20 protein-coding genes and 6 pseudogenes are annotated in these 26,004 nt (G+C 70.5%); 19 read left to right on the top strand and 7 right to left on the bottom strand.

The features are described 5' to 3' along the window. Complete coding sequence (locus tag ACRAWC_RS20850; protein WP_431349968.1) at positions 1 to 666, top strand: MarR family winged helix-turn-helix transcriptional regulator; 666 nt, start codon at positions 1 to 3, stop codon at positions 664 to 666. A 261-nt stretch (positions 667 to 927) separates the two neighbouring features. Here the strand turns inward: ACRAWC_RS20850 and ACRAWC_RS20845 are convergent. Beyond that, positions 928 to 2,360, bottom strand: a pseudogene (locus tag ACRAWC_RS20845) (MFS transporter); the annotation flags it as partial. A 1,045-nt stretch (positions 2,361 to 3,405) separates the two neighbouring features. After that, a pseudogene (locus ACRAWC_RS20840) lies at positions 3,406 to 4,136 on the bottom strand (GTP pyrophosphokinase). 80 nt (positions 4,137 to 4,216) lie between these two features. Here ACRAWC_RS20840 and ACRAWC_RS20835 point away from each other — a divergent pair. The 7 genes and pseudogenes from ACRAWC_RS20835 to ACRAWC_RS20805 all read left to right on the top strand — a co-directional run bounded on the left by ACRAWC_RS20835 (position 4,217) and on the right by ACRAWC_RS20805 (position 9,584). Next, a complete protein-coding gene (locus ACRAWC_RS20835; protein ID WP_431349553.1) occupies positions 4,217 to 4,534 on the top strand; it encodes a hypothetical protein in 318 nt (105 codons plus the stop codon). After that, on the top strand, positions 4,492 to 4,887 hold the full coding sequence (locus ACRAWC_RS20830; RefSeq protein WP_431349552.1) for a pyridoxine 5'-phosphate oxidase C-terminal domain-containing protein: 396 nt from the start codon (positions 4,492 to 4,494) through the stop codon (positions 4,885 to 4,887). The genes ACRAWC_RS20835 and ACRAWC_RS20830 overlap by 43 nt, the downstream gene beginning before the upstream one ends. Beyond that, positions 4,857 to 5,453, top strand: coding sequence for an AAA family ATPase (locus ACRAWC_RS20825; RefSeq protein ID WP_431349551.1), 597 nt, complete (start codon positions 4,857 to 4,859; stop codon positions 5,451 to 5,453). Before ACRAWC_RS20830 ends, ACRAWC_RS20825 begins: the two co-directional genes overlap by 31 nt. A 66-nt stretch (positions 5,454 to 5,519) precedes the next feature. Continuing rightward, positions 5,520 to 7,387: pseudogene (gene dnaK, locus ACRAWC_RS20820) on the top strand (molecular chaperone DnaK). A 2-nt stretch (positions 7,388 to 7,389) separates the two neighbouring features. Further along, a complete protein-coding gene (locus ACRAWC_RS20815) occupies positions 7,390 to 8,064 on the top strand; it encodes a nucleotide exchange factor GrpE (protein WP_431349550.1) in 675 nt (224 codons plus the stop codon). Between the two features lie 117 nt (positions 8,065 to 8,181). Next, a complete protein-coding gene (locus ACRAWC_RS20810; RefSeq protein WP_431349549.1) occupies positions 8,182 to 9,165 on the top strand; it encodes a DnaJ C-terminal domain-containing protein in 984 nt (327 codons plus the stop codon). 2 nt (positions 9,166 to 9,167) lie between these two features. Further along, a complete protein-coding gene (locus ACRAWC_RS20805) occupies positions 9,168 to 9,584 on the top strand; it encodes a heat shock protein transcriptional repressor HspR (protein ID WP_431349548.1) in 417 nt (138 codons plus the stop codon). A gap of 125 nt (positions 9,585 to 9,709) precedes the next feature. Here the strand turns inward: ACRAWC_RS20805 and ACRAWC_RS20800 are convergent, their stop codons facing one another. Then, entirely contained in the window at positions 9,710 to 10,447 is a 738-nt protein-coding gene (locus tag ACRAWC_RS20800) for a cysteine hydrolase family protein (protein ID WP_431245859.1), read from the bottom strand. Between the two features lie 136 nt (positions 10,448 to 10,583). Here ACRAWC_RS20800 and tdh point away from each other — a divergent pair. Both tdh and ACRAWC_RS20790 read left to right on the top strand, forming a co-directional pair. Further along, a pseudogene (gene tdh / locus ACRAWC_RS20795) lies at positions 10,584 to 11,626 on the top strand (L-threonine 3-dehydrogenase). 2 nt (positions 11,627 to 11,628) lie between these two features. Further along, positions 11,629 to 12,819 carry a glycine C-acetyltransferase gene (locus ACRAWC_RS20790; RefSeq protein ID WP_431245857.1) on the top strand — a complete coding sequence of 397 codons (1,191 nt, stop codon included), beginning with the start codon at positions 11,629 to 11,631 and terminating at the stop codon, positions 12,817 to 12,819. 147 nt (positions 12,820 to 12,966) lie between these two features. Here ACRAWC_RS20790 and ACRAWC_RS20785 read toward each other — a convergent pair whose 3' ends face one another. After that, a complete protein-coding gene (locus ACRAWC_RS20785; protein ID WP_431349547.1) occupies positions 12,967 to 13,443 on the bottom strand; it encodes a TetR/AcrR family transcriptional regulator C-terminal domain-containing protein in 477 nt (158 codons plus the stop codon). A 274-nt stretch (positions 13,444 to 13,717) separates the two neighbouring features. On the opposite strand from ACRAWC_RS20785, the pseudogene ACRAWC_RS20780 reads away from it, so the two are divergent. From ACRAWC_RS20780 to ACRAWC_RS20760, 5 genes and pseudogenes are all read left to right on the top strand, one after another. Continuing rightward, a pseudogene (locus ACRAWC_RS20780) lies at positions 13,718 to 14,799 on the top strand (amidohydrolase); the annotation flags it as partial. A gap of 309 nt (positions 14,800 to 15,108) precedes the next feature. Continuing rightward, entirely contained in the window at positions 15,109 to 15,342 is a 234-nt protein-coding gene (locus tag ACRAWC_RS20775) for an amidohydrolase family protein (protein WP_431349967.1), read from the top strand. A 44-nt stretch (positions 15,343 to 15,386) separates the two neighbouring features. Continuing rightward, positions 15,387 to 16,778 (top strand): APC family permease, encoded by a 1,392-nt coding sequence (locus tag ACRAWC_RS20770; protein WP_431245854.1) that lies wholly within the window; start codon positions 15,387 to 15,389, stop codon positions 16,776 to 16,778. Positions 16,779 to 16,805: 27 nt separating this feature from the next. Next, entirely contained in the window at positions 16,806 to 17,930 is a 1,125-nt protein-coding gene (locus tag ACRAWC_RS20765; RefSeq protein ID WP_431245853.1) for a class I SAM-dependent methyltransferase, read from the top strand. A 137-nt stretch (positions 17,931 to 18,067) separates the two neighbouring features. Beyond that, positions 18,068 to 18,559 (top strand): hypothetical protein, encoded by a 492-nt coding sequence (locus tag ACRAWC_RS20760; protein WP_431349546.1) that lies wholly within the window; start codon positions 18,068 to 18,070, stop codon positions 18,557 to 18,559. A 1-nt stretch (position 18,560) separates the two neighbouring features. Here ACRAWC_RS20760 and ACRAWC_RS20755 read toward each other — a convergent pair whose 3' ends face one another. Further along, positions 18,561 to 19,466, bottom strand: a complete 906-nt coding sequence (locus tag ACRAWC_RS20755) for a glycerophosphodiester phosphodiesterase (protein ID WP_431245851.1) — start codon at positions 19,464 to 19,466, stop codon at positions 18,561 to 18,563. A gap of 260 nt (positions 19,467 to 19,726) precedes the next feature. On the opposite strand from ACRAWC_RS20755, the gene ACRAWC_RS20750 reads away from it, so the two are divergent. Then, positions 19,727 to 21,250, top strand: a complete 1,524-nt coding sequence (locus ACRAWC_RS20750) for an APC family permease (RefSeq protein ID WP_431349545.1) — start codon at positions 19,727 to 19,729, stop codon at positions 21,248 to 21,250. A gap of 59 nt (positions 21,251 to 21,309) precedes the next feature. Here the strand turns inward: ACRAWC_RS20750 and ACRAWC_RS20745 are convergent, their stop codons facing one another. Together ACRAWC_RS20745 and ACRAWC_RS20740 are read right to left on the bottom strand one after the other, a co-directional pair. Then, positions 21,310 to 21,678: a hypothetical protein gene (locus ACRAWC_RS20745; protein WP_431219189.1), complete on the bottom strand. Its 369-nt coding sequence runs from the start codon at positions 21,676 to 21,678 to the stop codon at positions 21,310 to 21,312. 25 nt (positions 21,679 to 21,703) lie between these two features. Next, positions 21,704 to 22,099, bottom strand: a complete 396-nt coding sequence (locus ACRAWC_RS20740) for a MarR family winged helix-turn-helix transcriptional regulator (RefSeq protein ID WP_431349544.1) — start codon at positions 22,097 to 22,099, stop codon at positions 21,704 to 21,706. An 88-nt stretch (positions 22,100 to 22,187) separates the two neighbouring features. Between ACRAWC_RS20740 and ACRAWC_RS20735 the strand changes: the two genes are divergently transcribed. The 3 genes and pseudogenes from ACRAWC_RS20735 (at position 22,188) to ACRAWC_RS20725 (ending at position 26,004) form a co-directional block, all read left to right on the top strand. Continuing rightward, positions 22,188 to 22,577 (top strand): hypothetical protein, encoded by a 390-nt coding sequence (locus ACRAWC_RS20735; protein ID WP_431349543.1) that lies wholly within the window; start codon positions 22,188 to 22,190, stop codon positions 22,575 to 22,577. A gap of 299 nt (positions 22,578 to 22,876) precedes the next feature. Continuing rightward, a complete protein-coding gene (locus ACRAWC_RS20730) occupies positions 22,877 to 23,734 on the top strand; it encodes an MFS transporter (RefSeq protein WP_431349542.1) in 858 nt (285 codons plus the stop codon). Between the two features lie 47 nt (positions 23,735 to 23,781). Beyond that, positions 23,782 to 26,004, top strand: a pseudogene (locus tag ACRAWC_RS20725) (ATP-dependent Clp protease ATP-binding subunit).

Raw genomic sequence — 26,004 nt, 5'->3', positions numbered from 1 at the left:
ATGATCGAGCACGCGCTGCTCGCCGTGCGGCGCGACCAGTCGCGGCGCCGTCCGCCCTGGGCGGAGGGGATGCCGCACGGCCACGCCCACGGACACCACGGCGGCCACTGGGCACCCGGGCCGATGGGCGGCGGACCCTTCGGCGGTGTTCCGGGACCGCAGGCCGGAGGCGGTCCGTTCGGCGACTCGGCGCGACCCGGTCCCGGACGCCGCACCCGCGACGGCTCGCTCGGGCGCTTCGCGCGCGTCCGGATGCTGGAGGCGCTGGAGGCCGCGCACGCCGACGGCCGCGACCTCTCCGTCAGCGGGGTCGCCGCCGCCATCGGGGTGGACCAGCCGCGCGCCAGCCGTCTGGTGCAGGAGGGCGTGGAGCGCGGGCTCGTGCGTCGCGTGCCGGACCCGTCCGACGCCCGCCGCGCGCTCATCCGGCTGACGACCGCTGGGCGCGCCCAACTCGATGAGCTCCGTTCGCACCGCCGTTCCGCCGTCGAGACCGCCCTCGCGGGGTTCACGCCCGAGGAGGCGCGTACGTTCGCGCAACTCTTCGACCGCTTCGTCCGCGCCTGGCCGCGCCCCGCCGCCGCGCCCGACTCCGGCCCCGCCCACCCGGCGGACCCGGCCGGCCCAGGCTCACCCGATCCCGACTCGGCCGACCCCGACCTCTGACGCGCCTCCGTCCACTCCCGAACCCGACCCCGCCGAGTGGTGACATCATGCGGCAATTCGGCGGGGATTCGCGCATCCGCTCACGACTCGATCGCCGGGCCTCATCGCCGGGTGGGGTCTCCCGCGCCGACTGGTGACTTAACGTCCCAACCGCCGCCGAGTGGTGACATGATGCGGCAACTCGGCGTGATCCCCGCGCACCCACTCGACTCGATCGCCCACGCGCCCGCCGGGCGCCCCGCGGTGCTCAGCGCGCCCGCGCGCGGTGCGGCGCCGCACGGGCAGCAGCAGGCCGAGGCCGATCGCCAGCACGAGGACGATCGCGAGGATGCCCCAGAACTGCGCGCCGCCGACCGCGACGAACACCGCGAACAGTGTCGGCGCCAGGAACGACACCGCGCGGCCGGTCGTCGCATAGAGCCCGAACACCTCGCCCTCGCGGCCGGCCGGCGTCACGCGGGCCAGGAACGTCCGGCTGGCGGACTGCGCCGGCCCGACGAACAGGCAGAGAACGAGTCCGCCGACCCAGAACGCGGCCGCGCCGAGGTCGTGAGTGAAGAAGACGGCGAGCCCGGCGACGATGAGCCCGACGAGCGACGTCACGATGACCGCTTTCGGGCCGAAGCGGTCGTCCAGCCGCCCGGACAGGAGCGTGCTCACGCCGGCGACGACGTTGGCGGCGATCGCGAAGATGATCACCTGGCCGCTGGTGAACCCGAACGTGCCCTGCGCCAGGATGCCGCCGAACGTGAACACCCCCACCAGCCCGTCCCGGAACAGCGCGGACGCGATGAGGAAGAGGACCGTGTTCCGGCTCTCCTTCCACAGCCGGCCGATGTCGCGCACGAGCACCGCGTACGAGGCGAAGAAGCCGACCGCAGGGTCCGCGCGTTCGGCGGGATCTCCGGGACGACGAACAGCACGGGCAGCGAGAACACGAGGGTCCAGAGCGCGGCGATGAGCGCGATGATGCGGATGTTGAGTCCGGCGTCCGTCGGGACGTGCAGCATCCCGCCCGTCCCGTCGGCGTTGCTCGTGACTAGGCCCGAAGTAGACGACGAGCAGCAGGACGATCCCGCCGAGGTAGCCGGCGCCCCAGCCGAGTCCGCTGACGCGCCCGACGGTCCTCGGGGTCGACACCTGCACGAGCATGGCGTTGTAGTTGACGGTCGCGATCTCGTAGAAGACGGTGCCGACCGCCACGAGCGCGACGCCGAGGAGGAAGTACGCGGGCTCGCCGACGACGAAGAACATGAGCGCCGTCACCACGACCACGGCCCCGGTGTTGATGCCCAGCCACAGCTTGCGGCGCCCGGATCCGTCGGTGCGCTGGCCGAGGACAGGGCGATCAGCGCGACGACGATGCCGGCGATCCCGACGCCCCACGCCAATCCACTCGACAGCGCGGCGACGGCTGCGTCGTAGGCGGCGTGCGCCGGGCCCGAGGTGCCGGTCTCGGCGTTCTTGGCCGCGACGACGGACGGCTCGACGAAGAGGCTGCTGGTGAGGTACACGGTGAAGACGAACGTCGTGATGACCGCATTGAACGCGGCGCCGCCCCAGTCCCACGACGCCCACGCGACCACCCAGCGGGTGGGGATGCGACGGTCCGTCGTGCTGTCGGCGAAGAGCGGACTCGCGGTGCTCACGAGGGCGTCGTCGCCCGTGCCGCGACCGGGCAGGTCGGTGGTCATGGGGACAGCGTAGGGCCGGGCGGGGAACGGCCGGTGAACGACGCGGGCGGCGGCTTTCCGTGATCGCACGGATTCTGCGCGGCGCGCCCTCGCCCTAGCGTGGCGACAACCGACATCGGAGGTCGCCCGTGAGCACCGCCCCCACCGCCCCCACTGCACCCACCGCCCCCAATCCGTACGGCTGGGTGCGGCACCTGCTGCCCCGCGTCGTCATCGGCGCGCTGATCGCCGCGGCGCTGGTCGGCGTCTACGCCGTCATCCTCGGCCGCTTCGACGAGACTTGCTGGCGGCTGATCGGCACCATCGCGCTGTTCGTCTTCTTCGCCCTGATCTCCTGGTACGACGCGGATGTGTCCGCCCGCAGGGCCGCCTGGTTCGGCGCGGTGAGCGTCATCACCTCGGTGTACCTGTTCGGCATCGGCCTGTGGAAGGTGTGGATGCCGTCGCGGCCGTACGACCCCGGGCAGCCCTGGTGGGAGCCGTTCTCGTGGTTCCTGCTGGTGCTGGTGACGCGCGTGGGCCTGCTGCACATCCACCTCGTCCTGAACACGCAGCGGCGGTTTACCGGCCCGATCATGAGCAAGGTGACCGTGGCGACGCTCGTGCTGGTCGGCCTGCTGACGGCGGGGCTGTCCGCGCCGCTGATCTGGACGCGCGTGGACTTCGGCGACACGTACTGGCGGCTGGTCGCGGTGGTGGCGATCCTGGATGCGCTGGGCACGGTGCTGATCCCGCTCACGTACCAGCTGTTCGGGCCGAAAGCGGCACCATCCGTGCCTCCGGCGCCCGTCGCATTCGCGCCTGCGCCCGTACCGCAGGCGGCTCCGGCGCCGGCGCCCGCATCCGCCGCATCCGCCGCATCCGCCTCATCCGCCGCACCCGCACCCGCCGCACCCGAGGCCCCCGCCTCCGCGTACCCCCGCCTCGACGCCGCCACCGGTCTCCGCCTCGAGTGGCCGCGCTACATCAACGGCCAGCCGCTGCCCGCCCGCGCCGACGGGTCTCCCGACTTCGCCTGGCGTCGTCGGCTACCGAGCCCGCCCGCTCAGATCGTCGCGGGGAGGCTGTACACCGTCCCGCGGTCGTCGCCGCGCACCTGCCGGTGCAGGTTCTCCATCGTCACGTCGAGCTGGTTGGCGGTGCCGGCCGCGGCGGTCAGGTCGCGCAGCAGACCCTCGGGCACCTCGCCGTCGTACTTGTAGTAGATCTTGTGCTCGAGGCTGGCCCAGAAGTCCATGGCGACGGTCCGCAGCTGGATCTCCACCGGCACCAGCACCGGCCCATCGCTGAGGAACACGGGCACCTCGACGATGACGTGCAGGCTCTTGTAGCCGTTCGGCTTGGGATGCGCGATGTAGTCCTTCACCCGCAGCGTCCGCACATCCTCCTGCGCCGTCAGCAGGTCGAAGACGCGGTACACGTCGGATACGAAGCTGCACACGATCCGGATGCCCGCGATGTCGGTGATCGCGTCGCGGATGGCGTCGAAGCTCGGCTCGCAGTTCTTCCGGATGACCTTCTGCTCGATGCTCTCCGGCGACTTCAGCCGGCTCGAGATGTGCTCGATGGGGTTGTAGTCGTGGAGTTCGGCGAACTCCTCGCGCAGGATGCCGACCTTGGTCGAGATCTCGTCGATGCCGAACTTGTACGGCATGATGAACCGCGAAGTCGTCCCGGAACGCCTGCACCTCGCTCATGGTGGCGGGGTCGATGCTCTGCAGCGCTTCGATCGCGCGGCTGGAGAGGGAGCGGGGCGGCGGCGGGATCCGTGTCCATGCGATCGACGCTAGCGACGGTGCTTGTGGGCTCGGTGTGAATCGCTCCGTCCGCCGCGGGGTCGGGCCTATGGTGACGCTATGGCCCACACGCTCACGGGAGACGCCGACCTGTTCCTGCCGGAGTTCGACGACCCGGCCCGCCGAGCCGGGGCCTGCTCGACGAGTGGCTCCGCCGCGCGAAGGAGCGAGGGCGTGCGCGAGGCGCTCGCCGCGACGTTGGCGACCACCGGGGAGGGCGGGGCGCCGGATGCGCGCACGGTCGCTCTCCGGCGGCTCACGGCGGACGGCGTCGAATTCGGCACCTCGTCCGACAGCGGGAAGGGCGCCAGCTCGCCGCCGACCCGCGCGCCGCCGTGGTGCTGTACTGGCGCGAGCTCCTGCAGCAGCTGCGGGTGACCGGACGCGTCGAGCGCCTCGGCGAGGCCGAGTCGGACGACCTCTTCGCGCGCCGCACGCGCGAGGCGCAGGCCGCCACCCTGGTGAGCGAGCAGGATGCTCCCCTCGACGACCTGGACCGGCTGCGCGACGCCGCACGCGACATCCTGGGCGCCGAGGGCCCGATCGGCCGTCCGGAGCGCTGGTACGCCTATCGCGTCGTTCCCGAGCTGATCGAGTTCTGGCACGGCAGCCCGGACCGCCTGCACCGCCGGCTGCGTTACGTCCGGGACGACGAGGGCGTGGTCGGTCTCGCGCGTTCAGCCGTAGGGGCTGGTCGGCGGTGGGCGACGCGACGGCTCAGCCGCTGCTGATCCTGTTCTGCGGTCTGCCCGGATCGGGCAAGACGACCGCTGCGCGCGAGCGCGAACGCGAGACCGGGGCGATCCGGTTCAGCACGGACGAGTGGATGGCGGATCTAGGAGTCGACTACTTCGACCCGCTGCGCGACCGCATCCAGGCACGTCTCGACCGGCTCTGGCGTGAGCTGCTCGAGCACGGGCAGAGCGTCATCCTGGAAGACGGGACGTGGACACGGCGCGAGCGCGACGAGATCCGGCGCTTCGCGGGACGGGTCGGCGCCGTCACCGAACTCCACTGCTTCGACCTGCCGATCGAGGAGCTCTGGAGACGTCTGGAAGCCAGGAACGCGCGTCCTGGCCGCGGTGTGGTGCCGATCACGCGAGGAGCTGCTCGACGCGTCGGTCCGCCGCTTCGAGCGTCCCGACGCGCGCGAGCAGGCGTTGTTCGATCGCTGCATCGTGCACGCCTAGCGGCGGCTGCGTCCGGCCGCGCCGGGAATAGCGACCGCCACCCCAAAGTTGAGTCTCGTGTACTCAAGTTTTGGACTCGCCCTCTTGACAGCATCCGACCCGGATGACAGTCTTGAGTCGTCGAGGCTCAAGTCTTGACCAGAGACTTTCAGCAACAAAGGAGAGAAGCACACATGTCACGTGCAGTAGGTATCGACCTCGGAACCACCAACTCCGTCGTCTCGGTGCTCGAGGGCGGCGAGCCCACGGTCATCGCGAACGCGGAGGGCTTCCGCACCACCCCGTCGGTGGTCGCCTTCACCAAGGACGGCGAGGTGCTCGTCGGCGAGACCGCGAAGCGCCAGGCGGTCACCAACGTCGACCGTACGATCTCGTCGGTGAAGCGCCACATGGGCACCAACTGGACCCAGGAGATCGACGGCAAGAAGTACACCGCCCAGGAGATCTCGGCGCGCATCCTGCAGAAGCTGAAGCGCGACGCCGAGCAGTACCTCGGCGACACCGTCACCGACGCGGTGATCACGGTTCCCGCCTACTTCAACGACGCCGAGCGTCAGGCCACCAAGGAGGCCGGCGAGATCGCGGGCCTCAACGTACTCCGCATCATCAACGAGCCCACCGCGGCCGCGCTCGCGTACGGGCCTCGACAAGGGCAAGGAGGACGAGCTCATCCTCGTCTTCGACCTCGGTGGCGGAACGTTCGACGTCTCCCTGCTCGAGGTGGGCAAGGACGACGACTTCTCGACCATCCAGGTCCGCGCGACCGCCGGCGACAACCGCCTCGGCGGCGACGACTGGGACCAGCGCATCGTCGAGTGGCTCATCAAGCGCTTCAAGGACTCGACCGGCGTCGACGTCTCCGAGCGACAAGATCGCACTGCAGCGTCTCGAAGGAGGCGGCGGAGCAGGCCAAGAAGGAGCTCGCTCGTCGAGCATGTCGACCAGCATCCAGCTGCCCTACCTCTCGCTGACCGAGAACGGCCCGGCCAACCTCGACGAGACGCTCACCCGCGCCCAGTTCGAGCAGATGACCAGCGACCTGCTCGACCGCACCAAGAAGCCGTTCCAGGATGTCATCCGCGAGGCCGGCATCAAGGTCGGCGACATCGCGCACGTCGTGCTCGTCGGCGGTTCGACCCGCATGCCGGCCGTCTCGGAGCTCGTGAAGCAGGAGACCGGCGGCAAGGAGCCCAACAAGGGCGTGAACCCGGATGAGGTCGTCGCCGTCGGCGCCGCCCTGCAGGCCGGTGTCCTCAAGGGCGAGCGCAAGGACGTCCTCCTCATCGACGTCACCCCGCTGTCCCTCGGCATCGAGACCAAGGGCGGGATCATGACCAAGCTCATCGAGCGCAACACGGCCATCCCGACCAAGCGCAGCGAGACCTTCACCACGGCCGACGACAACCAGCCGTCCGTCGCGATCCAGGTCTTCCAGGGCGAGCGCGAGTTCACCCGCGACAACAAGCCGCTCGGCACCTTCGAGCTGACCGGCATCGCCCCGGCGCCGCGCGGCATCCCGCAGATCGAGGTCACCTTCGACATCGACGCCAACGGCATCGTGCACGTGTCCGCGAAGGACAAGGGCACCGGCAAGGAGCAGTCGATGACGATCACCGGCGGGTCCAGCCTGCCGAAGGACGACATCGAGCGCATGGTGCGCGAGGCCGAGGAGCACGCGGCGGAGGACAAGAAGCGCCGCGAGTCCGCCGAGACCCGCAACCAGGCCGAGCAGCTCGTCTACTCGATCGAGAAGCTGATCAAGGACAACGAGGACAAGCTCCCCGAGGACGTCAAGAACGAGGTCCAGGGCGACGTGGACGGTCTGAAGACCGCCCTCGCCGGCGACGACGACGAGGCGGTGAAGACCGCGTTCGAGAAGCTGAACGCCAGCCAGGGCAAGCTCGGCGAGGCGATCTACTCGTCGGCGCAGGCCTCCGAGGCTCCGGCCGGCGACGCCGGTGAGGCGCCGCAGGGCGAGTCGTCCTCCGACGACGAGGACGTCATCGACGCCGAGGTCGTCGACGACGAGGAGAAGAAGTAACCATGTCGGACCAGAACAGGGGCTCGCAGGAGCCCGAACGCGAGGATCCGATCATCCGGGACAAGCGGAGGATCGACCCCGAGACCGGGAAGGTCCGGCAGCCCGAGGGTGACACCGCGGCCGACGCCGGGAAGGACGCCGGCGAGCACGACCTCGCTCACGAGGAGCTCGTCGACGTCGGCCCGGCCGAGGATGAGGAGGAGGGCACCGTCCTGAGCGACGACGACCTCGACATCCTCTCCGGTCAGACGACCGCCGAGCAGCTCGCCGCCGAGCGCCTCGCCGACCTCCAGCGGGTGACCGCCGAGTACGCGAACTACCGCAAGCGCACGGAGGCGAACCGCGGAGATCGAGCGGGAGCGTGCGGTCGGCGACGCGGTCAAGGGCTCATCCCGGTGCTCGACGACCTGGAGCGGGCGGAGAAGCACGGCGATCTGGGCGAGGGCAGCGCGTTCTCGACCATCGCCGCGAAGCTCCGCACCGCGGTCGAGCGCCTCGGCCTCACCGCCTACGGAGAGAAGGGCGAGCCCTTCGACCCGCAGGTCCACGAGGCGATCTTCCAGCAGCCCACACCGGGCGTGACGGCGGACACCGTCGCCGAGGTCGTGGAGACCGGCTACCGGCTGGGCTCCACCACCGTGCGGGTGGCGAAGGTCGTCGTCTCGGTGCCGGCCTGAGCCGGAACCAGCGCACGGCGGAGCGGCGGGGCATGCGTCCCGCCGCTCCGCTCGCCGTGCGCGTGCGACTGATGCAGACTTCATCCACGAACGACAACGACTTGAAGGGAGGCGCCCGTGGCTAGCCAGGACTGGTTCGACAAGGACTTCTACAAGGTTCTCGGCGTCTCCAAGGACGTCAGCGAGGCGGAGCTCAAGAAGACGTACCGCAAGCTCGCCCGCAAGTACCACCCCGACTCGAACCCCGGCGACACCGCCGCGGAGGCGAAGTTCAAGGAGATCAGCGAGGCGTACTCGGTGCTCAGCGACCCCGAGGAGCGCAAGGAGTACGACCAGATCCGCGCGATGGGATCCGGTGCCCGGTTCACGGCGCCCGGCAGCGGCGCACAGGGCGGCTTCGACGACGTCTTCGGCGGGATGTTCGGCCAGGGCGGACAGCAGCAGTACACATTCCAGCAGGGCGGCGGCTTCGACGACGTCTTCGGCGGCCTCTTCGGCAACGGACGTTTCGGCCAGACGAGCGGAGGCTTCCGCGGCTACGGCGGCCCGACCCGCGGCCGGGACGTGACCGCCCACACCACGATCGACTTCGTCACCGCGACGCGCGGCGAGACCATCACGCTGCAGGCCTCCGACGGCAAGCCGATCAAGGTCAAGATCCCGGCGGGCGTGGCCGACGGCCAGAAGATCAAGCTGCGCGGCAAGGGCCAGCCGAGCCCGGACGGCGGCGAGGCGGGCGACATCGTCCTCACGGTGACGGTCCGCAAGCACCCGGTGTTCGAGCGCGACGGCCTCAACCTCCGGGTCAACGTGCCGGTCACTTTCGCCGAGGCCGCGCTCGGAGCGACGATCGAGGTCCCGACGCTCGGCGGCGATCCCGTCAAGCTCCGCGTCGCGCCCGGGACCCCGAGCGGTCGCGTGCTGCGCGTGAAGGGCCGCGGCGTCGAGACCGGCAAGGGCACCGGCGACCTGCTCGCGGTCGTCCAGGTCGCCGTCCTGTCGCACCTCTCCGGCGAGGCGAAGCAGAAGCTGGAGGAGTTCGCTGCGACGCTGCCGCAGGAGAACCCGCGCGACGACATCCTTGCTAAGGCCCGGAGCTGACGATGGACGAGAACAGCCAGGTCTTCGTGATCTCGATCGCGGCGGAGCTCGCGGGGATGCACCCGCAGACGCTTCGCCAGTACGACCGGCTCGGACTCGTCAGCCCCAGCCGGACCGCCGGCAAGTCGCGCCGCTACTCGATGCGCGACATCGCCAAGCTGCAGGAGATCGCCCGCCTGGGTTCCGAGGGCGTCAGCCTGGAGGGCATCCGCCGCATCCTGGAGCTCGAGGACCAGGTGGGCGAACTGCTGCGATGCCAGGTGCGCGAGCTGGAGTCGGCGCTCGCCGACGAGCTGCTCAACCGCCTGGGCCGCCGCGTCTTCGCGGCCGGCTCCGAGGGCGAGGTCGTCTCCATGCGGGCGGGAACCCGCATCCGCCGCAGCAACCAGCTCGTCGTCTGGCGCCCGCTGGAGCGCTGAGGTCCGCTCCGCGCCTGCGTCCTCTCCGCCGAGTGGTGACATCATGTCGCCACTCGGCGCGTTTTCGAGCGTCCACTCACTCACTCGACCTGCGCCGCGGTCGGCAGAGCCCGGGGTGTCGCGCGTCAGAGCGACGAGACGCCCTGCCCGACGTAGAGGGTGTTCTGGATGTTGTGCGCCTCGCCCTCGGCGACGTCGCGGTCGATCCCGGCCCGCACCTCGCGCATGAGCTTGTGCAGCTCGGCGTGCTTCTCCGGCAGCCGGGCGTGTCCCGTGCTGCCCCACAGGTTCGAGACCGGGAGGGTGTCGCCCGCCTCGACCGCGAGCGTCCACTCCTCCGTGGTCGCGACAGCGGCGAACTCCGACTGCATGGTGACCAGGACGCTGCGGTGGAGGGCGTCCGCCGAGATCGCGCCGGCCTCGTTGACGAGGTCGAGCGTGCCGGTCGCATCCGACAGGAACTCAACCGTGAAGCCGAGTTCGGCCGCATCCCGGGCCGTCCCGGCGCAGCAGTGCTGGGTCATGTAGCCGGCGATCGTGACGGTATCGATGCCCTCCGACCGCAGCCACGACTCGAGGTCGGTGCCGGGGAACGCGGAGACGCTGCCCTTCGTGATGACGTGCGCGGGCGTCCGGTCGGCGATGGTCTCGTGCAGCGCCGCGCCCTCCGACCCGCGGGCGAAGACCGGCGCGCCCTCGTCCTCGATGTGCTGCACGACCACGACCGGCACGCCGTGGTCGTCGGCCGCATCCCACGCCACCTCGATGTTCGGGATGGACGTCATCAGGTCCGGGAAGCAGATCTTCAGGTTGCCGGTGACGTACTCGTTCTGCAGGTCGATGACGATCAGCGCGCGCTTCATCTCTGCACTCTAAGCGCCCCGGGATCGGGCGCGCGAGTGGTGAGTCACGGCGCTAGGCTGGTCGGCGGCTGGAGCGCTCACAAGGCGAGACCGGCCGCGCGATGAAGCACAACCGACTCCCACGAGGAAGCTTGCGATGAGAGCCCTGTACAAGAGCGAGGCCGCCCTGGGTCTCGAACTGGTCGACATGCCCGAACCCGAGATGGGCCCGGAGGATGTCCGGATCCGCGTCCTGCGCACCGGCATCTGCGGCACCGACCTCCACATCCAGCGCTGGGACGACTGGGCGGCGTCGGCCGTGAGGGCCCCGCTCATCCCCGGCCACGAGTTCTTCGGCGAGGTCGTCGAGGTCGGCGAGCTGGTCCACGACGTCGAGGTCGGCGACCGCGTCTCCGGCGAGGGCCACATCGTCTGCGGAACCTGCCGCAACTGCCGCGCCGGCCGCCGCCAGATGTGCATCCGCACCCAGGGCGTCGGCGTGCAGCGTGACGGCGCGTTCGCCGAGCAGCTGGTGCTCCCGGCGACCAACGTCTGGGTGCACCACAGCGCGATCGAGCCCGAGGTCGGCGCGCTGTTCGACCTGCTGGGCAACGCCGTCCACACCGCGCTCGCGCTCCCGGTCGTCGGCGAGGACGTGCTGGTCACCGGATGCGGCCCCATCGGCCTCATGGCGATCGCCGTCGCCCGCCACGTCGGCGCCCGGTTCATCGTCGGAACGGACGTCAGCGCGCAGCGGCTCGAGCTCGCCAGGGGGATGGGCGCGGACTTCACGGTGGACGTCTCGCAGCACGACATCCACGAGGCGCAGAAGGCTCTCGGCATGCGGGAGGGCTTCGACGTCGGCTTCGAGATGAGCGGCGCCCCGACCGCGCTGCCGTCGATGATCGAGAACATGAACCACGGCGGACGCATCGCCATGCTCGGCCTCCCCGCGCAGCCGATCGCGGTGGACTGGGGCATCGTCGTCACGCACATGCTCACCCTGAAGGGCATCTACGGCCGCGAGATGTTCGAGACGTGGAACGCGATGGGCGCCATGCTGCAGACCTCCGCCGAGCTGCACGACGCGATCGCATCGATCGTCTCCGACCGCTTCCCGCCCGCGACTGGGAGAAGGGGTTCGCCGCGGCGGCCGCGGCCGGCGGCGGCAAGGTCATCCTCGACTGGACGGAGGTCTAGACATGTACGGACGCTTCCGCGAGCACATCGCGACGCAGCTGCAGGAGATCGAGGAGGCCGGGCTCACCAAGCACGAGCGCAGCATCCACGGTCCGCAGGCGGCGCTCATCACCGCAGACGGGCAGCAGGTGCTGAACTTCTGCGCCAACAACTACCTCGGGCTGGCCGACCATCCCGCGCTCGTTGCTGCGGCCAAGGCCGCCCTCGACGACTGGGGCTACGGGATGGCGTCGGTGCGCTTCATCTGCGGCACCCAGGAGCAGCACCTCGAGCTGGAGCGCCGGGTGTCGCGGTTCCTCGGGACCGAGGCCACGATCCTGTTCTCCTCGTGCTTCGACGCGAACGGCGGCGTCTTCGAGACGCTGTTCGCAGGCGGCGACGCCATCGTCTCCGACGAGCTGAACCACGCCTCCATCATCGACGGCATCCGCCTCTCGAAGGCGCAGCGGTTCCGGTACCGGAACCGCGACATGGCCGACCTGCGCACCCAGCTCGAGGCCGCCCGGGATGCGGGCGCCCGGTTCACGGTCATCGTCACGGACGGCGTGTTCTCGATGGACGGCTACATCGCCCCGCTCGCCGAGATCTGCGACCTCGCCGACGAGTTCGGCGCGCTGGTGTTCGTCGACGACTCGCACGCCGTCGGCTTCGTGGGCGCGCACGGGGGCGGGACGCCGGAGCTGTGCGGCGTCTCCGACCGCGTGGACATCTACACCGGCACCTTCGGCAAGGCGCTCGGCGGCGCCTCCGGCGGCTACGTCTCCAGCCGGCAGGAGATCGTCGACCTGCTGCGCCAGCGGTCGCGGCCGTACCTCTTCTCGAACACGCTCGCCCCTGCCATCGTCGCCGGCACGCTGGCCGCGCTCGACCTGCTGGAGCAGTCGGACCACCTGCGCGCGCAGCTGGTCGCCAACGCAGCCCTGTTCCGCGAGCTGATGACCGAGGCGGGATTCGACCTGCTGCCGGGCGGGCATCCCATCGTCCCCGTCATGTTCGGCGACGCGGCACTGACCGCCCGCATCGCCGACGAGATGCAGCGGCAGGGCGTCTACGTCACCGCGTTCTCGTACCCCGTGGTGCCGAAGGGCCGGGCCCGCATCCGGGTGCAGCTGTCGGCGGCGCACACCGAGGAGGAGATCCGCCGCTGCGTGGACGCGTTCGTCGCGTCCCGGGCCGCCGTCGCCGCCTCGTGAGTCCCGTCCCGCACGTCAGAGATTTGTGCCGAATCGCGGGATTGCGACCGTCATAACCGCGATTTGGCGCAAATCGCGCGGCCGCGAGGCGCGAGACGACGTTCAGCCGCGTGAGCCGCAGCCGAACGACGTTCCCGGGCACTGCATCTAGGCCCGCACGCTCTCGTAGCGCACGCGCAAGCCGTCGAGCAGCGCGGTCAGCCCGGTCTCGAACGCCGCGTCCGCCGGCGGCGTCGCGCCGAGCGCCGCCGACCGCGCGCGGTAGGCGGAGGCGAACGCGGGCACCGCATCCTCCGCTCCGGCCGGGTCGAACATGTCGGCCGGCGCGATGGCGTCGAGCGCGGAGCCGAGGATGAACGACTCCACCGCGACGATCGTGGGCAGCACCTCCGCCTCGGGCCACCCTGCGCGGACCATGGCCGCGACGACGGCGTCGTACATCCGCATCGTGCGCAGCGCGCCGGTCAGCGGCAGGGTCGCGAGCAGTGCGATGGTCGGCGGATGCGCGGCGAACGCCACGCGGTACGAGTGGGCCCAGGCGAGCATCGCCGTATCCCACGGCTCGGTCTCGAACGCGCTCACGTCGATGCGGTCGGAGACGAGCTCGCGGACGCTCGCGATCACGTCCTCCTTGCCGTCGACGTGGTTGTAGAGGGGCGCTGGGCCGCACGCGGAGCGCCTGCGCCAGCCGCAGCATCGTGAAGCCGTCGGCGCCGGATTCGTCGAGCAGCCGGATCGCCGCGTGCGCGATCAGGTCGCGGGTGAGCACCGTGGTCCGCGGTCGCCCCACCCGGCGCGCCGGGCGATCGATCTCGGCCATGCTCTTCCCTCCGGCTCGATCACACCCTAGTATCTGACGAAATAAAAGAACGTCGTTCATTTATCTGTAACGCGGAGGGTGCATGGGCACGACCGTCTTCACCAACGGGACGATCCTCGAGAGCTACCGCGCGGATGCGGCCGAGCACATCGCAGTCGCCGTCACCGATGGGAGCGTCGTCGCGGTCGGCGCCGACGCTCTCGCCCTCCGCGACAGCGCCGAGGCGATCGTCGACCTGCTCGGGGCGTACTCGCCCTGGCCTTCGGCGACGGTCATGCGCATCCCCTGCAGGGCGGCCTCGAGAAGCTCGGCCCGCAGGTGCGCTCGTGCACCTCGGTCGGCGAGATCGTCGCGTGCGTCGCGGAGTGGGCGGACGCCCATCCCGAGCAGGAGTGGATCTACGGCGGCAGCTACGACGCGACGCTGGCGCCCGAGGGGATGTTCGACGCGCGCTGGCTGGACGAAGCGGTGCCCGATCGCCCCGTGGTCCTGCGGGCGTGGGACTACCACACGGTGTGGGTCAACTCCGAGGCGCTCCGCCGGGCCGGGATCGACGCGCGCACGCCGGAACCGGCGCTGGGCCGCATCCTCGCCGTGAGGACGGGTCGCCGCTGGGCATCCTGCAGGAGCCGGGCGCGGTGGATCTGCTGATCCCGGTCGAGCCCGGCCGCAGCCACGACGAGCGGGTCGAAGCGCTGCGGCTGGCGACCGCCGAGTACGCCGAGCTCGGAATCGCGTGGATCCAGGATGCCTGGGTCGAGCCCGCCGAGCTGGAGGCGTACCTCGAGGCGTCCGCCCGCGGCCTCCTCTCGACGCGGGTCAACCTCGCCCTCCGCGCCGACCCGCTGCGCTGGCGGGATCAGGTGCCCGAGTTCGTGGAGTCGCGTCGCCGCGTCGAGGAGCTCGGCGATCCGCTCCTCACCGCCACGACCATCAAGGTCTTCGTCGACGGCGTGATCGAGAACCACACCGCCGCGATGCTCGCCGACTACACCGACACCCCGGGCGACCGCGGTCTGCCGAACTGGGAGGCGCGCGAGCTGACGGCCGCGGCCGTCACGCTCGACAAGCTGGGCTTCCAGCTGCACCTCCACGCCATCGGCGACGCCGCCGCCCGGACCGCGCTCGACGTCTTCGAGGAGGTGGAGCGCGCGAACGGGCCGCGCGACCGCCGCCTCGGTCATCGCCCACGTGCAGGTCGTCGACCCGGCCGACCTGCCGCGCTTCGAGCGCCTCGGCGTCATCGCCAACTTCGAGCCGCTGTGGGCCCAGCTGGACCCCATGATGCTCGACTTGACCATCCCTCGCCTCGGACCCGAGCGCGAGCGGCTGCAGTACCCCATCCGGACCCTGCTCGAGTCGGCGAGCGTCTCCTTCGGGAGCGACTGGCCGGTCAGCAGCGCCGACTGGCGCCCGGGCGTCGCGACGGCGGTCACCCGCCAGACCGAGGCCCTCGTGCCGGAGGACGGATGGACCCCGCCGAGCGCATCCCGCTCACCGACGCGCTGGAGGCGTACTCCTCCGGCGTCGCCCACCAGGCCTTCGCGCACACCGCGCGCGGCGCGCTGCGTCCGGGTTCCGGACCGGACCTGGTGTGGCTCGACACCGACCCGCGCCACGTGGACCCGCACGACCTGCGCTCCGTCCGCGTGCTCGGAACCTGGGTCGCCGGCGTCCGCCGCGCGGCCACCGTACGGAGCTGATACACCCCCACACCCGCGCACCACTCGAGAGAGGCTGCACCTCCATGACCACGACCGACCTTCCGCCGACCCAGCCGCGGCTCAAGCGGGCCCTCGGGCCGACCGCCCTCGTGCTGTTCGGCCTCACCTACCTGGCGCCCGTCACGGTGTTCACCACCTACGGCATCGTCACGAAGACCACCGACAACCACCTCCCGTCGGCGTATGTCGTCGCGCTCGTCGCCATGCTGTTCACGGCGCTGAGCTACGGCGCGATGTCCCGCGCCTTCCCGGTCTCGGGTTCGGCGTACACCTACACGCAGCAGACGTTCGGCGGCCACGTGGGCTTCCTGACCGGGTGGACGCTGATGCTCGACTACCTGTTCCTGCCGATGATCAACTTCCTGCTGATCGGCATCTACCTGAACACGCAGTTCCCGGATGTGCCGGGCTGGGTGTTCGCGCTCGCGTCGCTGCTGCTGGTGCTCGTGTTCAACGTCCTCGGCATCACCCTTGTGAACAAGCTCAACATCGCGATCGTGGCGCTGTCCATCCTGCTGGTGGTCGTCTTCGCGGTGCTGTCGATCAAGGAGCTGGTGACCAGCCCGTCCTCGCAGACGCCGAGCCTGATCGAGCCGTTCCTGCCGGGGTCCGGCGGCCTGGGGCCGATCTTCGCGGGCGCCGCGGTGCTGGCCCTGTCCTTCCTCGGCTTCGACGCGGTGTCGACCCTGTCGGAGGAGGCGAAGAACCCGAAGCGCGACATCCCGCGGGCCATCCTGCTGACCACCCTGATCGGCGGCGCCATCTTCATCGTCGTATCGTGGCTCGGCGCCCTGGTCTACCCGGACTGGCGCGCGTTCTCCAACGTCGACTCCGCGGGCGTCGACCTCATGGCGAAGGTGGGCGGCACCTTCCTCACCTCGTTCTTCGTGGCGGTCTACGTCGTCGGAGCGTTCGGCTCGGGCATGACCACCCAGGTCAGCGTGTCGCGCATCATCTACTCGATGGGCCGGGACGGGGTGCTCCCGCGCATCTTCGGCACCCTGCACGCGCGGTTCCGCACTCCGTGGGTCGCCGCGGTCGCGGTCTCGATCGTTTCGCTGCTCGCCCTCGTGCTGACGCTCGACCAGGCGGCGACCATGATCTCCTTCGGCGCGCTGGCCGCGTTCTCGATGGTGAACCTCTCCGTCATCCGCCACCACCTCTTCCCGAAGGGCGGACGCGAGCGGCCGACCGCCGGGGAGTGGGTGCGCTACGGCGTGCTGCCCGCGATCGGCTTCGTGCTGACCGTCTGGCTGTGGACGTCGCTCACCGTGACGACGTTCATCGTCGGCCTGTCGTGGATGCTGCTCGGCGTCATCTACCTGGCCGTGCTGACCCGCGGCTTCCGCCGCAAGCCGCCGATGATGGACTTCTCGGAGAAGGAGGAGCTGATCGAGGAGGTGCCCGCGTCCTGAGCCGGGAGGCTCTGCTTGGATGGGAGCGTGTCTTCCTTCCCGTACGAGCGGCTGCGCCGGCGGCCGGACGTCGAGGCGCCGAACCTGTTCGCCTCCGACGCGGCCGACCGGCTGCTCGCCGACCTGGCGGGTGACGCGGTCCTCGGCCACGGGCTGGTGGTCATCGGCGACGGGTACGGTGCGCTGACGCTGGCCGCCGCCGCCCGGGGTGCGCGCGGCATCCGGGTGCATCAGGATGCGCTGACGGGCGAGCGGGCGCTCGACGCGAACGCCACCGAGCTCGGTCTCGCCGACGCGTACGAGCACCGCCCGCTCGACGAGTCCCTGGTCCGCGGCGCCCGGACGGTGCTCCTGCGGCTCCCGCGCAGCCTCGACGCGCTCGCCGAGATCGCCACGCTGATCGCGGAGCACGCCCGGGCGGATGCGACGGTCTACGCGGGCGGGATGCTGAAGCACATGACCACCGCGATGAACGGCGTGCTCGCCGAGGTGTTCGGCGACGTGACGGCGTCGCTGGCGCGCCAGAAGGCGCGCGTGCTGACCGCGCGCGAGCCGCATCCCGCCGCCGCCACGGTGCTCGACCGCTGGCCGGAGCGGTCGTTCGACCAGGAGACCGGGCTCTGGGTGTGCGCGCACGGCGCGGCCTTCGCGGGAACCGCCGTCGACATCGGCACGCGCTTCCTCCTCGGCGTGCTGGATGGCGCCGTGCCGGCTGCCCGTACGGCGATCGACCTCGGCTGCGGGACCGGCGTGCTGGCGTCGGCGCTCGCCGTCGCCCGTCCCGAGCTGCGCGTCGTGGCGACCGACCAGTCCGCCGCGGCCGTCGCCTCGGCCTCCGCGACCGCGGCGGCGAACGGCGTCGCCGGGCGGGTGACCGTGGTGCGCGACGATGGCCTCGCTTCCCAGTCCGACGGATCCGCCGACCTCGTGGTGCTCAATCCGCCCTTCCACATCGGCAGCGCGGTGCACACGGGCATCGCGCACCGCTTGTTCGCCGATGCCGGCCGAGTCCTGGCGCCCGGGGGCGAGCTCTGGGCGGTCTGGAACTCGCACCTCGGCTACCGGCCGGCCCTCGAGCGCACCGTCGGCCCGACGCGCCAGATCGCCCGCAACGCGAAGTTCACGGTCACGGCATCCCGCAAGCCCTCCTGAATGCGGACAGGAAGCGAGAGCGGCTTCACCTCGCCGCTAGCATTTCGACTGTGCCGCGCCTCGATCTCGCTCCGCCGCGCGGGCGATCACTCGCAGAACCCGCGCTTCGCCGGGAGCGGTTCCGCCCGTCCGGTTCGGTGCCATGGACCGTGCGGGTGGCCTTCTGGGCGCTCGTCACTCGCTGCGGCCTGACCGTCGTCGCCACGGCTCATCGCCTGCTCACGACCGACTGGGGAGCCTGGGTGTCCAGCCAGGTCCACTCGTTCGTGCGGAACGGTCGACGCTTGGAGGTCACCCCCGCGATCGCCGTCGGGACTGTCGTGCTCCAGACCGCCGTCGCGCTCGCCGTCGCGGCGTTCCTGGCCTTCCTCGCCGCTCGCGCTATCCGCGGCTACCGTTGGCCGCGCATAGTCCTCACGATCATGGTGGCCCTCATGCTGGCCTCTCTTGCAACGGACGGCTTCGCTTCCTGGGCCGATGACTCCGGCCTGGTCTCGACGATCCTCAATGCCGTGGTGTCCATCGCCCTCGCCGTGGGGACGGTCCTCTTGTGGCTACCCGTCTCGTCCGGTTTCGTTCGGCGGGCCACCGCAGAGCGGCGGCGTTTCAACGCCACTCGTCTCCGCTGACTCAGCCCGGCAGCACCTCGCGCACGCCGGAGACGACCAGTCCGTTCGCACCCAGTCGCAGGGCGGTGTCGGCGGCGGCGCGGGACGGGACGATGTGGGCCAGCACCGGCTTGGCGCCCGCGGTGAAGGACCGCCACGCCTCGTCGCCCCCGTTGTAGTCGAGGCCCAGCCAGGTCCAGCGCTCCTGGGTCCGGGCGAACTGCGTCGGGTCGGCGGCGAGCTCTGCGCCGTAGTAGTAACCCCAGGTCTCGTAGCCGCGTGCCCGCGCATCCACCGGCCATGCCCCGGCGGTGCAGTACCCCTTCGCCACGAACGTGCGGGTGGGATGCTCGACCTTCCCCATGAGCGCGAACAGTTCGGCGAAGTGCTCCGACGGCACGACCTTCGGGTCGACGAAGATCGTGTGGCTGCGGCCGTATGCGCGCACCAGGTCCTCGAAGCGCAGGTACGGCTGCGTCGCCTGGTGCGGGTCCGTGGTGCCGGCCGCCGTGATGCGATGACGCCGTACCTCCGCCCAGGTGTGCTCGGAGGCGACGAAGCCAGAGGTGCCGGAGGTGCGGTCGAGCGTCTCGTCGTGGAGGCCGAACCAGACGCCGTCGGAGGTGCGGGCCAGCGAGATCTCGAGGGCGTTCACGCCCCGCGCCACGGAGGAGCGGTACGCCTCCATCGACATCTCGGGCCAGTCCCGCGAGCCGCCGCGATGGGCGACCGTGAAGCCGGCGCGCTTGATGAGATCCGGTACCAGGAGGCCGTCGGGGGAGCCGCCGAGCAACCGGGGGAGGACGAGCGCGCCACCGCCGACCGCGGCCGCCACGGCCAGGACCGATCCGCCGACGATCCCGCCGATCAGCGCCCGGCGCGAGACGCGACGGGGTTCGGCCGGTGTCGTCTCCTCGTCGGCGGGCATGGGCAACCCTAGGCATCCGGCGCCTCCCTGATCAAGCGGCCCACTCGGGGGTGGAGCGATCGTCGCACCGCGGGCTGCGCGACTTCTTCCGTCGCGGATGGGAGAATCGGCAACGCTTTCAGGCCCCGTTGAACGAATTCACAACCGATTCCGTCGTAATGTGCTTGTTCTCGGCGGCGGATGTTGCTAACGTCCCCCTGTCGCACAACGGCGTGGCACCCGATTCCGCCGTACCCGCGACCCTTCAGCCAGGGAGAGCAATGACGCAGATCAGTTCCCGGCCGGATGCCCCGCACGGCGGCACCGAGCACACCCCGGGAGAGAACCACGACGCCCTGAAGGCGGACGGCGTCAGCGCCGCCGGCTCGATCGTGATGGCCGTCGCGGGAAGCGCTCCCGCGTACTCCATCGCCGCCACCACGGCGACGCTCGTCGGAGCCGCCGCCCTCGGCGCCCCCGCCGCGCTGCTCTGGTGCGGCATCCCGATGCTCGGCATCGCGTGGGCGCTCCTGTACCTCGGCCGCCTCGACGTGAACGCGGGCGCGGCCTACTCGTGGGTCGCGCGGGCGCTGCACCCCATCCTCGGCTTCCTGTCGGGCTGGGCGCTCGTCATCTCGGCCACGATCTTCATGGTCGCGGGTGCGCTGCCCGCCGGCGCGATGACCGTCACCCTCTTCGCGCCGGAGCAGGCGGGCAACGTGCCGCTCATCACCGGCGTCGGCGCCCTCTGGTTCCTCGTGATGGCGGCGTGCGTGCTGTTCGGGGTGCACGTCACCGCCCGCGCGCAGTGGATCATGTCCGTCATCGAGGTCGGCATCCTGATCTTCTTCGCCGTGCTCATGATCGTGCGGGCGACCACCGCCAGCCACGCCGGTCCGTCGTTCTCGTGGGACTGGCTGGGCTTCCAGCACCTCACCGGCCAGGGCGTCTTCGTCTCGGCCGCGCTGATCGCCGCCTTCTACTTCTGGGGCTGGGATGTCGCGGCCAACCTCAACGAGGAGACCAAGGACGGTCACAAGAACGCGGGCTCCGCCGGCATCATCGGCGTCATCATCGTCTTCCTGCTGTTCGAGATCTTCACGATCGCGACCATGGTCATCCTGCCGGCGAAGACGATCGAGGCCAACAGCGCCAACATCCTCTCGGTGCTGGGCGACGCGGTATGGCCGGGCATCGGCGGCAAGATCCTGGTGGTCGCGGTGGCGCTCTCCACCATCGCCACGCTGGAGACGACGCTCATCCAGGTCACCCGCACGCTGTTCTCCATGGGCCGCGACCACACCATCCCGAAGGCCTTCGGCCGCATCCACCCCAAGTGGAAGACGCCGGCCTTCGCGACGCTGGTCATCGTGGGCGTGTCGATCGTGCTGTTCGTCGGCTCGAACTTCATCGGCAATGTCGGCGACATCATGACGAACGCGATCGCGTCCATCGGCATCCAGATCGCCTTCTACTACACGCTCGCGGGCGTCGCCGTGGTGGTCGCCTACCGGCGGGTGCTGATGAAGTCGGCCAAGAACTTCATCCTGATCGGGCTGTGGCCGGCGCTCGGGGCGATCTTCATGGGCGTGATCTTCGTGCTCGGCATCGTGCAGAACTTCCAGGACGACGCCATCGTGGTCAACGTGCTGGGGCTCGGGCTGATCGTGCTCGGCGTCGTGCCGATCGCGCTCTTCTACCGCAAGGCGCGCGGGTACTACACGCGCCGCCCGCTCGAACTGCCCGAGGAGCTCGACGCCGCCGCTCCGCCGAACGTCGACGACCGCGACCCCGCCGCGCGCTAGCCCCAAGCCGACAATTCCTGAGTTCTTCGGGCCTCCGACCGCGTGTCGGGGCGAAGAACTCAGGAATTGTTCGCGTCGGGGGAGGGGCGCTGGTGCTGCTTCCGGTGCTCGGGGGAGTCGAGGAGCGAGAGCACGAAGAGCAGCGCGATCAGCGCGAAGATGCTGAGGGCGGCGATGAGGTCGCTCCACGTGAACGGGATGAACTGGCCGTCGATCGAGAGCACGAACACCGTCTCGACCACGCCGAACGCGAGGAAGAACACCCCGAGCAGTGCCCGCGTCAGCCGCACGCTGTGCCCGCGCCGGTGCACCTCCACCCGGCGCAGCTCGACCATGAGGGTGAGCAGCAGGAGGGGCAGCACCTGAGCCAGGGTCGCGGCGGTCTCGCCGTCCATGAGCACGACGCGCACATCGGCGGGGTCGATCATGACGACAGGGTACTGCCTCGGCCGGTCACTGGGCGGGCTGAGGGGCGGCGCCGGAGAGCGCCTTCTCGAGCAGTCCGTCGTAGGTGCGCTTCGCCTCCGCGTGGACGGTCGTGCCGGCCGGTGTGATGCCGACGAACAGGGCGCGACGGTCGTAGTCGCACGTGTTCCGCTCCACGAGGCCGGCCTTCACCAGGCGGTCGACGATGCGGGAGAGGGCGCTCTGGGTCATCGGCATCAGGTCGACCAGGTTGCGCATGGTGCACTCGTCGTGGGCGTAGCCGGCGACGAGGTCGAGCACCTCGTACTCGCTCAGCCCGAGCTGCACGCTCTGCTGCAGGGTGCGGTCCAGTTCGGCGGCGGTGCTGAGGTAGAGGCCCTGCAGCTCGCGCCAGCAGGCCGCCACATCCACCTGCGTGTTCATGTCTTCACGATACCTCGCGTTGGATGTGATTTCGATGAATGTGCATAGGTTGCTGACACAATCTATTCCGTGTCATAGAGTTGCCTTCGTGCTGAACTCCGATACCGCATCCCGCCCCGCCGTCCGGCCCGGCGCCATGAGCCCCGAGCGCGTCCGCGTGCGCTGGAGCCGGGCGCGCTGGCTCCTGCTGCTCGCCACCTGCATCGTCATCGCTCTCGACGGCCTCGACGTCTCCATGGTCGGCGTCGCCCTGCCCTCCATCGGCAAGGAGCTGGGCCTCGACACCGGCTCCCTGCAGTGGATCGTCTCCCGGCTACGTCCTCGGCTACGGCAGCCTCCTGCTGCTCGGCGGCCGGCTCGCCGACCTGCTCGGCCGGCGCACCGTGCTCCTGGTCGCGCTCGGCGTCTTCACTCGTCGCCTCTCTCGCCGGCGGACTCTCGGCCGACGCGGGCCTGCTCATCGCCAGCCGCTTCGTGAAGGGCGTAGCGGCCGCATTCACCGCGCCCGCGGCCTTTTCGCTTGATCACGACGAACTTCGAGGAGGGCCCGGAGCGCAACCGCGCCATCTCGATCTTCACCACGTTCGCCGCGAGCGGGTTCTCGCTCGGCCTCATCATGAGCGGGCTGATGACCACGCCTCAGCTGGCGCTGGACGTTCCTGTTCTCGGTGCCGCTTGCGCTCCTCGCGCTCGTGCTCGGCTTCTTCTTCGTGCCGAAGGATGCGCGTGAGCGCGGCGCGGGACACGACATCGCCGGCGCGGTGACGCTGCCCTCGGATGCTGGTGCTCGTCTACACCGTGGTCTCGGCTCCCGGCGCCGGCTGGGGATCGCTGCAGACCGTCCTCGGGTTCGTGCTGGCAGCCCTGCTGCTCGGGGTGTTCGTGGTCGTCGAAGTGCGGGTGCGGCACCCGCTCATCCGCTTCGGCATCTTCCGGGTCGCCTCGGTCCTCCGCGCGAACCTTGCCGCGATCACCCTCTTCGGCTCGTACGTCTCCTTCCAGTTCGTGCTCACGCTCTACCTGCAGGACGTCCTCGGCTGGTCCCCGCTGGGCATGGCCCTGGCGCTCCTGCCCACCGGCCTCGTCGTGGCGTTCAGCGCACCGTTCACCGATCGGCTGATCGACCGCTGCGGGCCGACGCCGCTGATCGTCCTCGGGCTGGCGTCCCTCTCGGCGGGGTACCTGCTGTTCCTGCGGCTCGGCACGGCGCCGGTGTACGCGGTCGACATCCTGCCGCCGGTGCTCCTGCTGGGCATCGGGTTCGGGATCGGGTTCCCGTCCATCCAGGTGCAGGCGACGACCGGTGTGACCGACGACGAGCAGGGTCTCGCGGCTGGGCTGGTGCAGACGAGCTCCCAGGTCGGTGGGGCGCTCGCGCTCGCCGTCACCTCCGCCCTGATCGCCGGGGCGGCGCCGGCCGGTGCCGGTGCTGCGGCGCAGCTCGAGCACTTCCGCCCCGGGCTGTATCTGAGCGCGGCCCTCGCCGTCGCCGGGCTGATCGTCGCGGCGGTCCCCCGTCGCCGCCGGGCCGGGCTCGCGGGCCGCGCGTCTCCTCGAGGGCTGACGCCGGGGCGCACCCTGCCCGGCCACGATTTCCTCTCATTTCGGGAATTCCGCTTCCCTCGACAAAGTTGAGCCTTGTAGACTCAAGCTTTGCCCACAACGAAATGGGAAGGAACCACATGGCGAACATGCAGGGTGCGCCCTCCACGCAAGAGGAGGCGAAGAGCGCTCTCGAACAGTACGGCGTCAACCTCACGGAGATCGCCAAGAGCGGCAAGCTCGACCCGGTCATCGGGCGGGACGCCGAGATCCGGCGCGTCAGCCAGGTGCTGACCCGCCGCACCAAGAACAACCCCGTGCTCATCGGCGAGCCCGGCGTCGGCAAGACGGCGGTCGTCGAGGGCCTCGCCCAGCGCATCGTCGCCGGGGACGTCGCCGACTCGCTCAAGGGCAAGCAGCTGGTCGCGCTCGACCTCTCCGCCCTCGTCGCCGGTGCGATGTACCGCGGCCAGTTCGAGGAGCGGCTGAAGGCCGTCCTCAAGGAGATCAACGACGCCGAAGGGCGAGATCATCACCTTCGTCGACGAGCTCCACATCCTGATGGGCGCAGGCGGGGGCGAAGGATCCGTCGCGGCGTCCAACATGCTGAAGCCGATGCTCGCCCGCGGTGAGCTGCGGCTGATCGGCGCGACCACGCTCAACGAGTACCGCGAGTTCATCGAGAAGGATGCGGCCCTCGAGCGCCGCTTCCAGCAGGTCTACGTCGGCGAGCCGTCCGTCGAGGACACCGGTCGCCATCCTGCGCGGGCTCAAGGGCCGGTACGAGGCGCACCACGGCGTGACCATCGAGGACTCCGCGCTGGTCGCCGCGGCCTCCCTCTCCAACCGCTACATCACCGCGCGCCAGCTGCCGGACAAGGCGATCGACCTGATCGACGAGGCCGCCTCGCCGGCTCAAGATGGAGATCGACTCGGCCCCGGTCGAGATCGACACGCTGCAGCGCCAGGTCGAGCGGATGAAGCTGGAGGAGTTCGCCCTCAAGAAGGAGAAGGACGAGGCCAGCAAGGAGCGCCTGGAGCAGCTGCGGCGAGCGGCTGCGGGAGCAGGAAGCCGAGCTCGAGGAGCTGCAGGCCCGGTGGCGCGCCGAGAAGGCCGTCGCTGAACCGCGTCGGCGAGCTGCGGTCGCAGCTGGAGGAGGCCAAGACGAGCCGCGACCTCGCGCTGCGCGACGGCCGGTACCAGGAGGCGTCCACGCATCGAGTACGAGACCATCCCCGGACATCGAGCGCGAGCTGGCGGAGGCCGAGCAGGCGGAGCACGACCACCCGCGCATGGTGAACGAGCAGGTCACCGCCGACGACATCGCCGCCGTGGTGGCCGCGTGGACGGGCATCCCCGTCGATCGCCTCACCCAGGGCGAGACCGAGAAGCTGCTGCACCTGGAGTACGAGCTGGGCCGCCGCATCATCGGCCAGAAGAAGGCCGTGCAGGCGGTGTCCGATGCGGTGCGCCGCACCCGGGCGGGCATCTCCGACCCCGGACGGCCGACGGGCTCGTTCCTGTTCCTCGGCCCGACCGGCGTCGGCAAGACCGAGCTCGCCAAGGCGCTCGCCGCGTTCCTGTTCGACGACGAGAAGGCGATGGTCCGCATCGACATGAGCGAGTACGGAGAGAAGTTCTCCGTCTCGCGCCTGGTCGGTGCGCCTCCCGGGTACGTCGGCTACGAGCAGGGCGGCCAGCTGACCGAGGCCGTGCGCCGTCGCCCCTACTCGGTGATCCTGCTCGACGAGGTCGAGAAGGCGCACCCCGAGGTGTTCGACGTGCTGCTGCAGGTGCTCGACGACGGACGGCTGACCGACGGCCAGGGCCGCACGGTCGACTTCCGCAACACCATCCTCATCCTCACCTCGAACCTCGGCAGCCAGTACCTGGTCGACCCGACGCTGAACGAGACCGAGAAGCGAGGAGGCGGTGCTGCAGATGGTCCGCCAGGCCTTCAAGCCGGAGTTCGTGAACCGCCTCGACGACATCGTCGTGTTCTCGGCGCTGAGCCAAGGACGGAGCTGGGCGAGATCGTCGAGCTGGGCATCGACCGGCTGATGGCCCGGCTCGCCGAGCGGCGGCTGGAGCTGGCGGTCACCCCGGATGCGCGGCGCCTGGCTCGCCGAGCGCGGGTACGACCCGATCTACGGGGCGCGTCCGCTGCGCCGCGCTGATGCAGCGCGAGATCGAGGACCGTCTCGCGACCGCGCTGCTGGCGGGCGAGGTCCGCGACGGCGACCTGGTGCGCGTCGACCTCGACCGCGAGACCGACCACCTCGCCATCGAGGCCGTGCGCGAGGTAGTCCCGGTCGTCCACAGGGCGCCGTCCGCGAGCAGGCGGCGCCCTCCGTGCGCGTAG

This window comes from Leifsonia sp. L25, from assembly GCF_050632895.1.
Note: the sequence above shows the minus strand (reverse complement) of the source record. Positions and strands in the feature narration are given on the sequence as shown.

What these genes read in the sequence shown, in the direction of transcription:
- ACRAWC_RS20815 (WP_431349550.1), top strand. Translation starts at nt 7,390, where the DNA reads ATGTCGGACCAGAACAGGGGCTCGCAGGAGCCCGAACGCGAGGATCCG.
- ACRAWC_RS20755 (WP_431245851.1), bottom strand. Translation starts at nt 19,466, where the DNA reads ATGCCCGCCGACGAGGAGACGACACCGGCCGAACCCCGTCGCGTCTCG.
- ACRAWC_RS20800 (WP_431245859.1), bottom strand. Translation starts at nt 10,447, where the DNA reads ATGAAGCGCGCGCTGATCGTCATCGACCTGCAGAACGAGTACGTCACC.
- ACRAWC_RS20740 (WP_431349544.1), bottom strand. Translation starts at nt 22,099, where the DNA reads ATGAACACGCAGGTGGATGTGGCGGCCTGCTGGCGCGAGCTGCAGGGC.
- ACRAWC_RS20850 (WP_431349968.1), top strand. Translation starts at nt 1, where the DNA reads ATGATCGAGCACGCGCTGCTCGCCGTGCGGCGCGACCAGTCGCGGCGC.
- ACRAWC_RS20790 (WP_431245857.1), top strand. Translation starts at nt 11,629, where the DNA reads ATGTACGGACGCTTCCGCGAGCACATCGCGACGCAGCTGCAGGAGATC.
- ACRAWC_RS20730 (WP_431349542.1), top strand. Translation starts at nt 22,877, where the DNA reads ATGCTGGTGCTCGTCTACACCGTGGTCTCGGCTCCCGGCGCCGGCTGG.
- ACRAWC_RS20835 (WP_431349553.1), top strand. Translation starts at nt 4,217, where the DNA reads ATGGCCCACACGCTCACGGGAGACGCCGACCTGTTCCTGCCGGAGTTC.
- ACRAWC_RS20775 (WP_431349967.1), top strand. Translation starts at nt 15,109, where the DNA reads ATGGACCCCGCCGAGCGCATCCCGCTCACCGACGCGCTGGAGGCGTAC.
- ACRAWC_RS20770 (WP_431245854.1), top strand. Translation starts at nt 15,387, where the DNA reads ATGACCACGACCGACCTTCCGCCGACCCAGCCGCGGCTCAAGCGGGCC.
- ACRAWC_RS20750 (WP_431349545.1), top strand. Translation starts at nt 19,727, where the DNA reads ATGACGCAGATCAGTTCCCGGCCGGATGCCCCGCACGGCGGCACCGAG.
- ACRAWC_RS20805 (WP_431349548.1), top strand. Translation starts at nt 9,168, where the DNA reads ATGGACGAGAACAGCCAGGTCTTCGTGATCTCGATCGCGGCGGAGCTC.
- ACRAWC_RS20745 (WP_431219189.1), bottom strand. Translation starts at nt 21,678, where the DNA reads ATGATCGACCCCGCCGATGTGCGCGTCGTGCTCATGGACGGCGAGACC.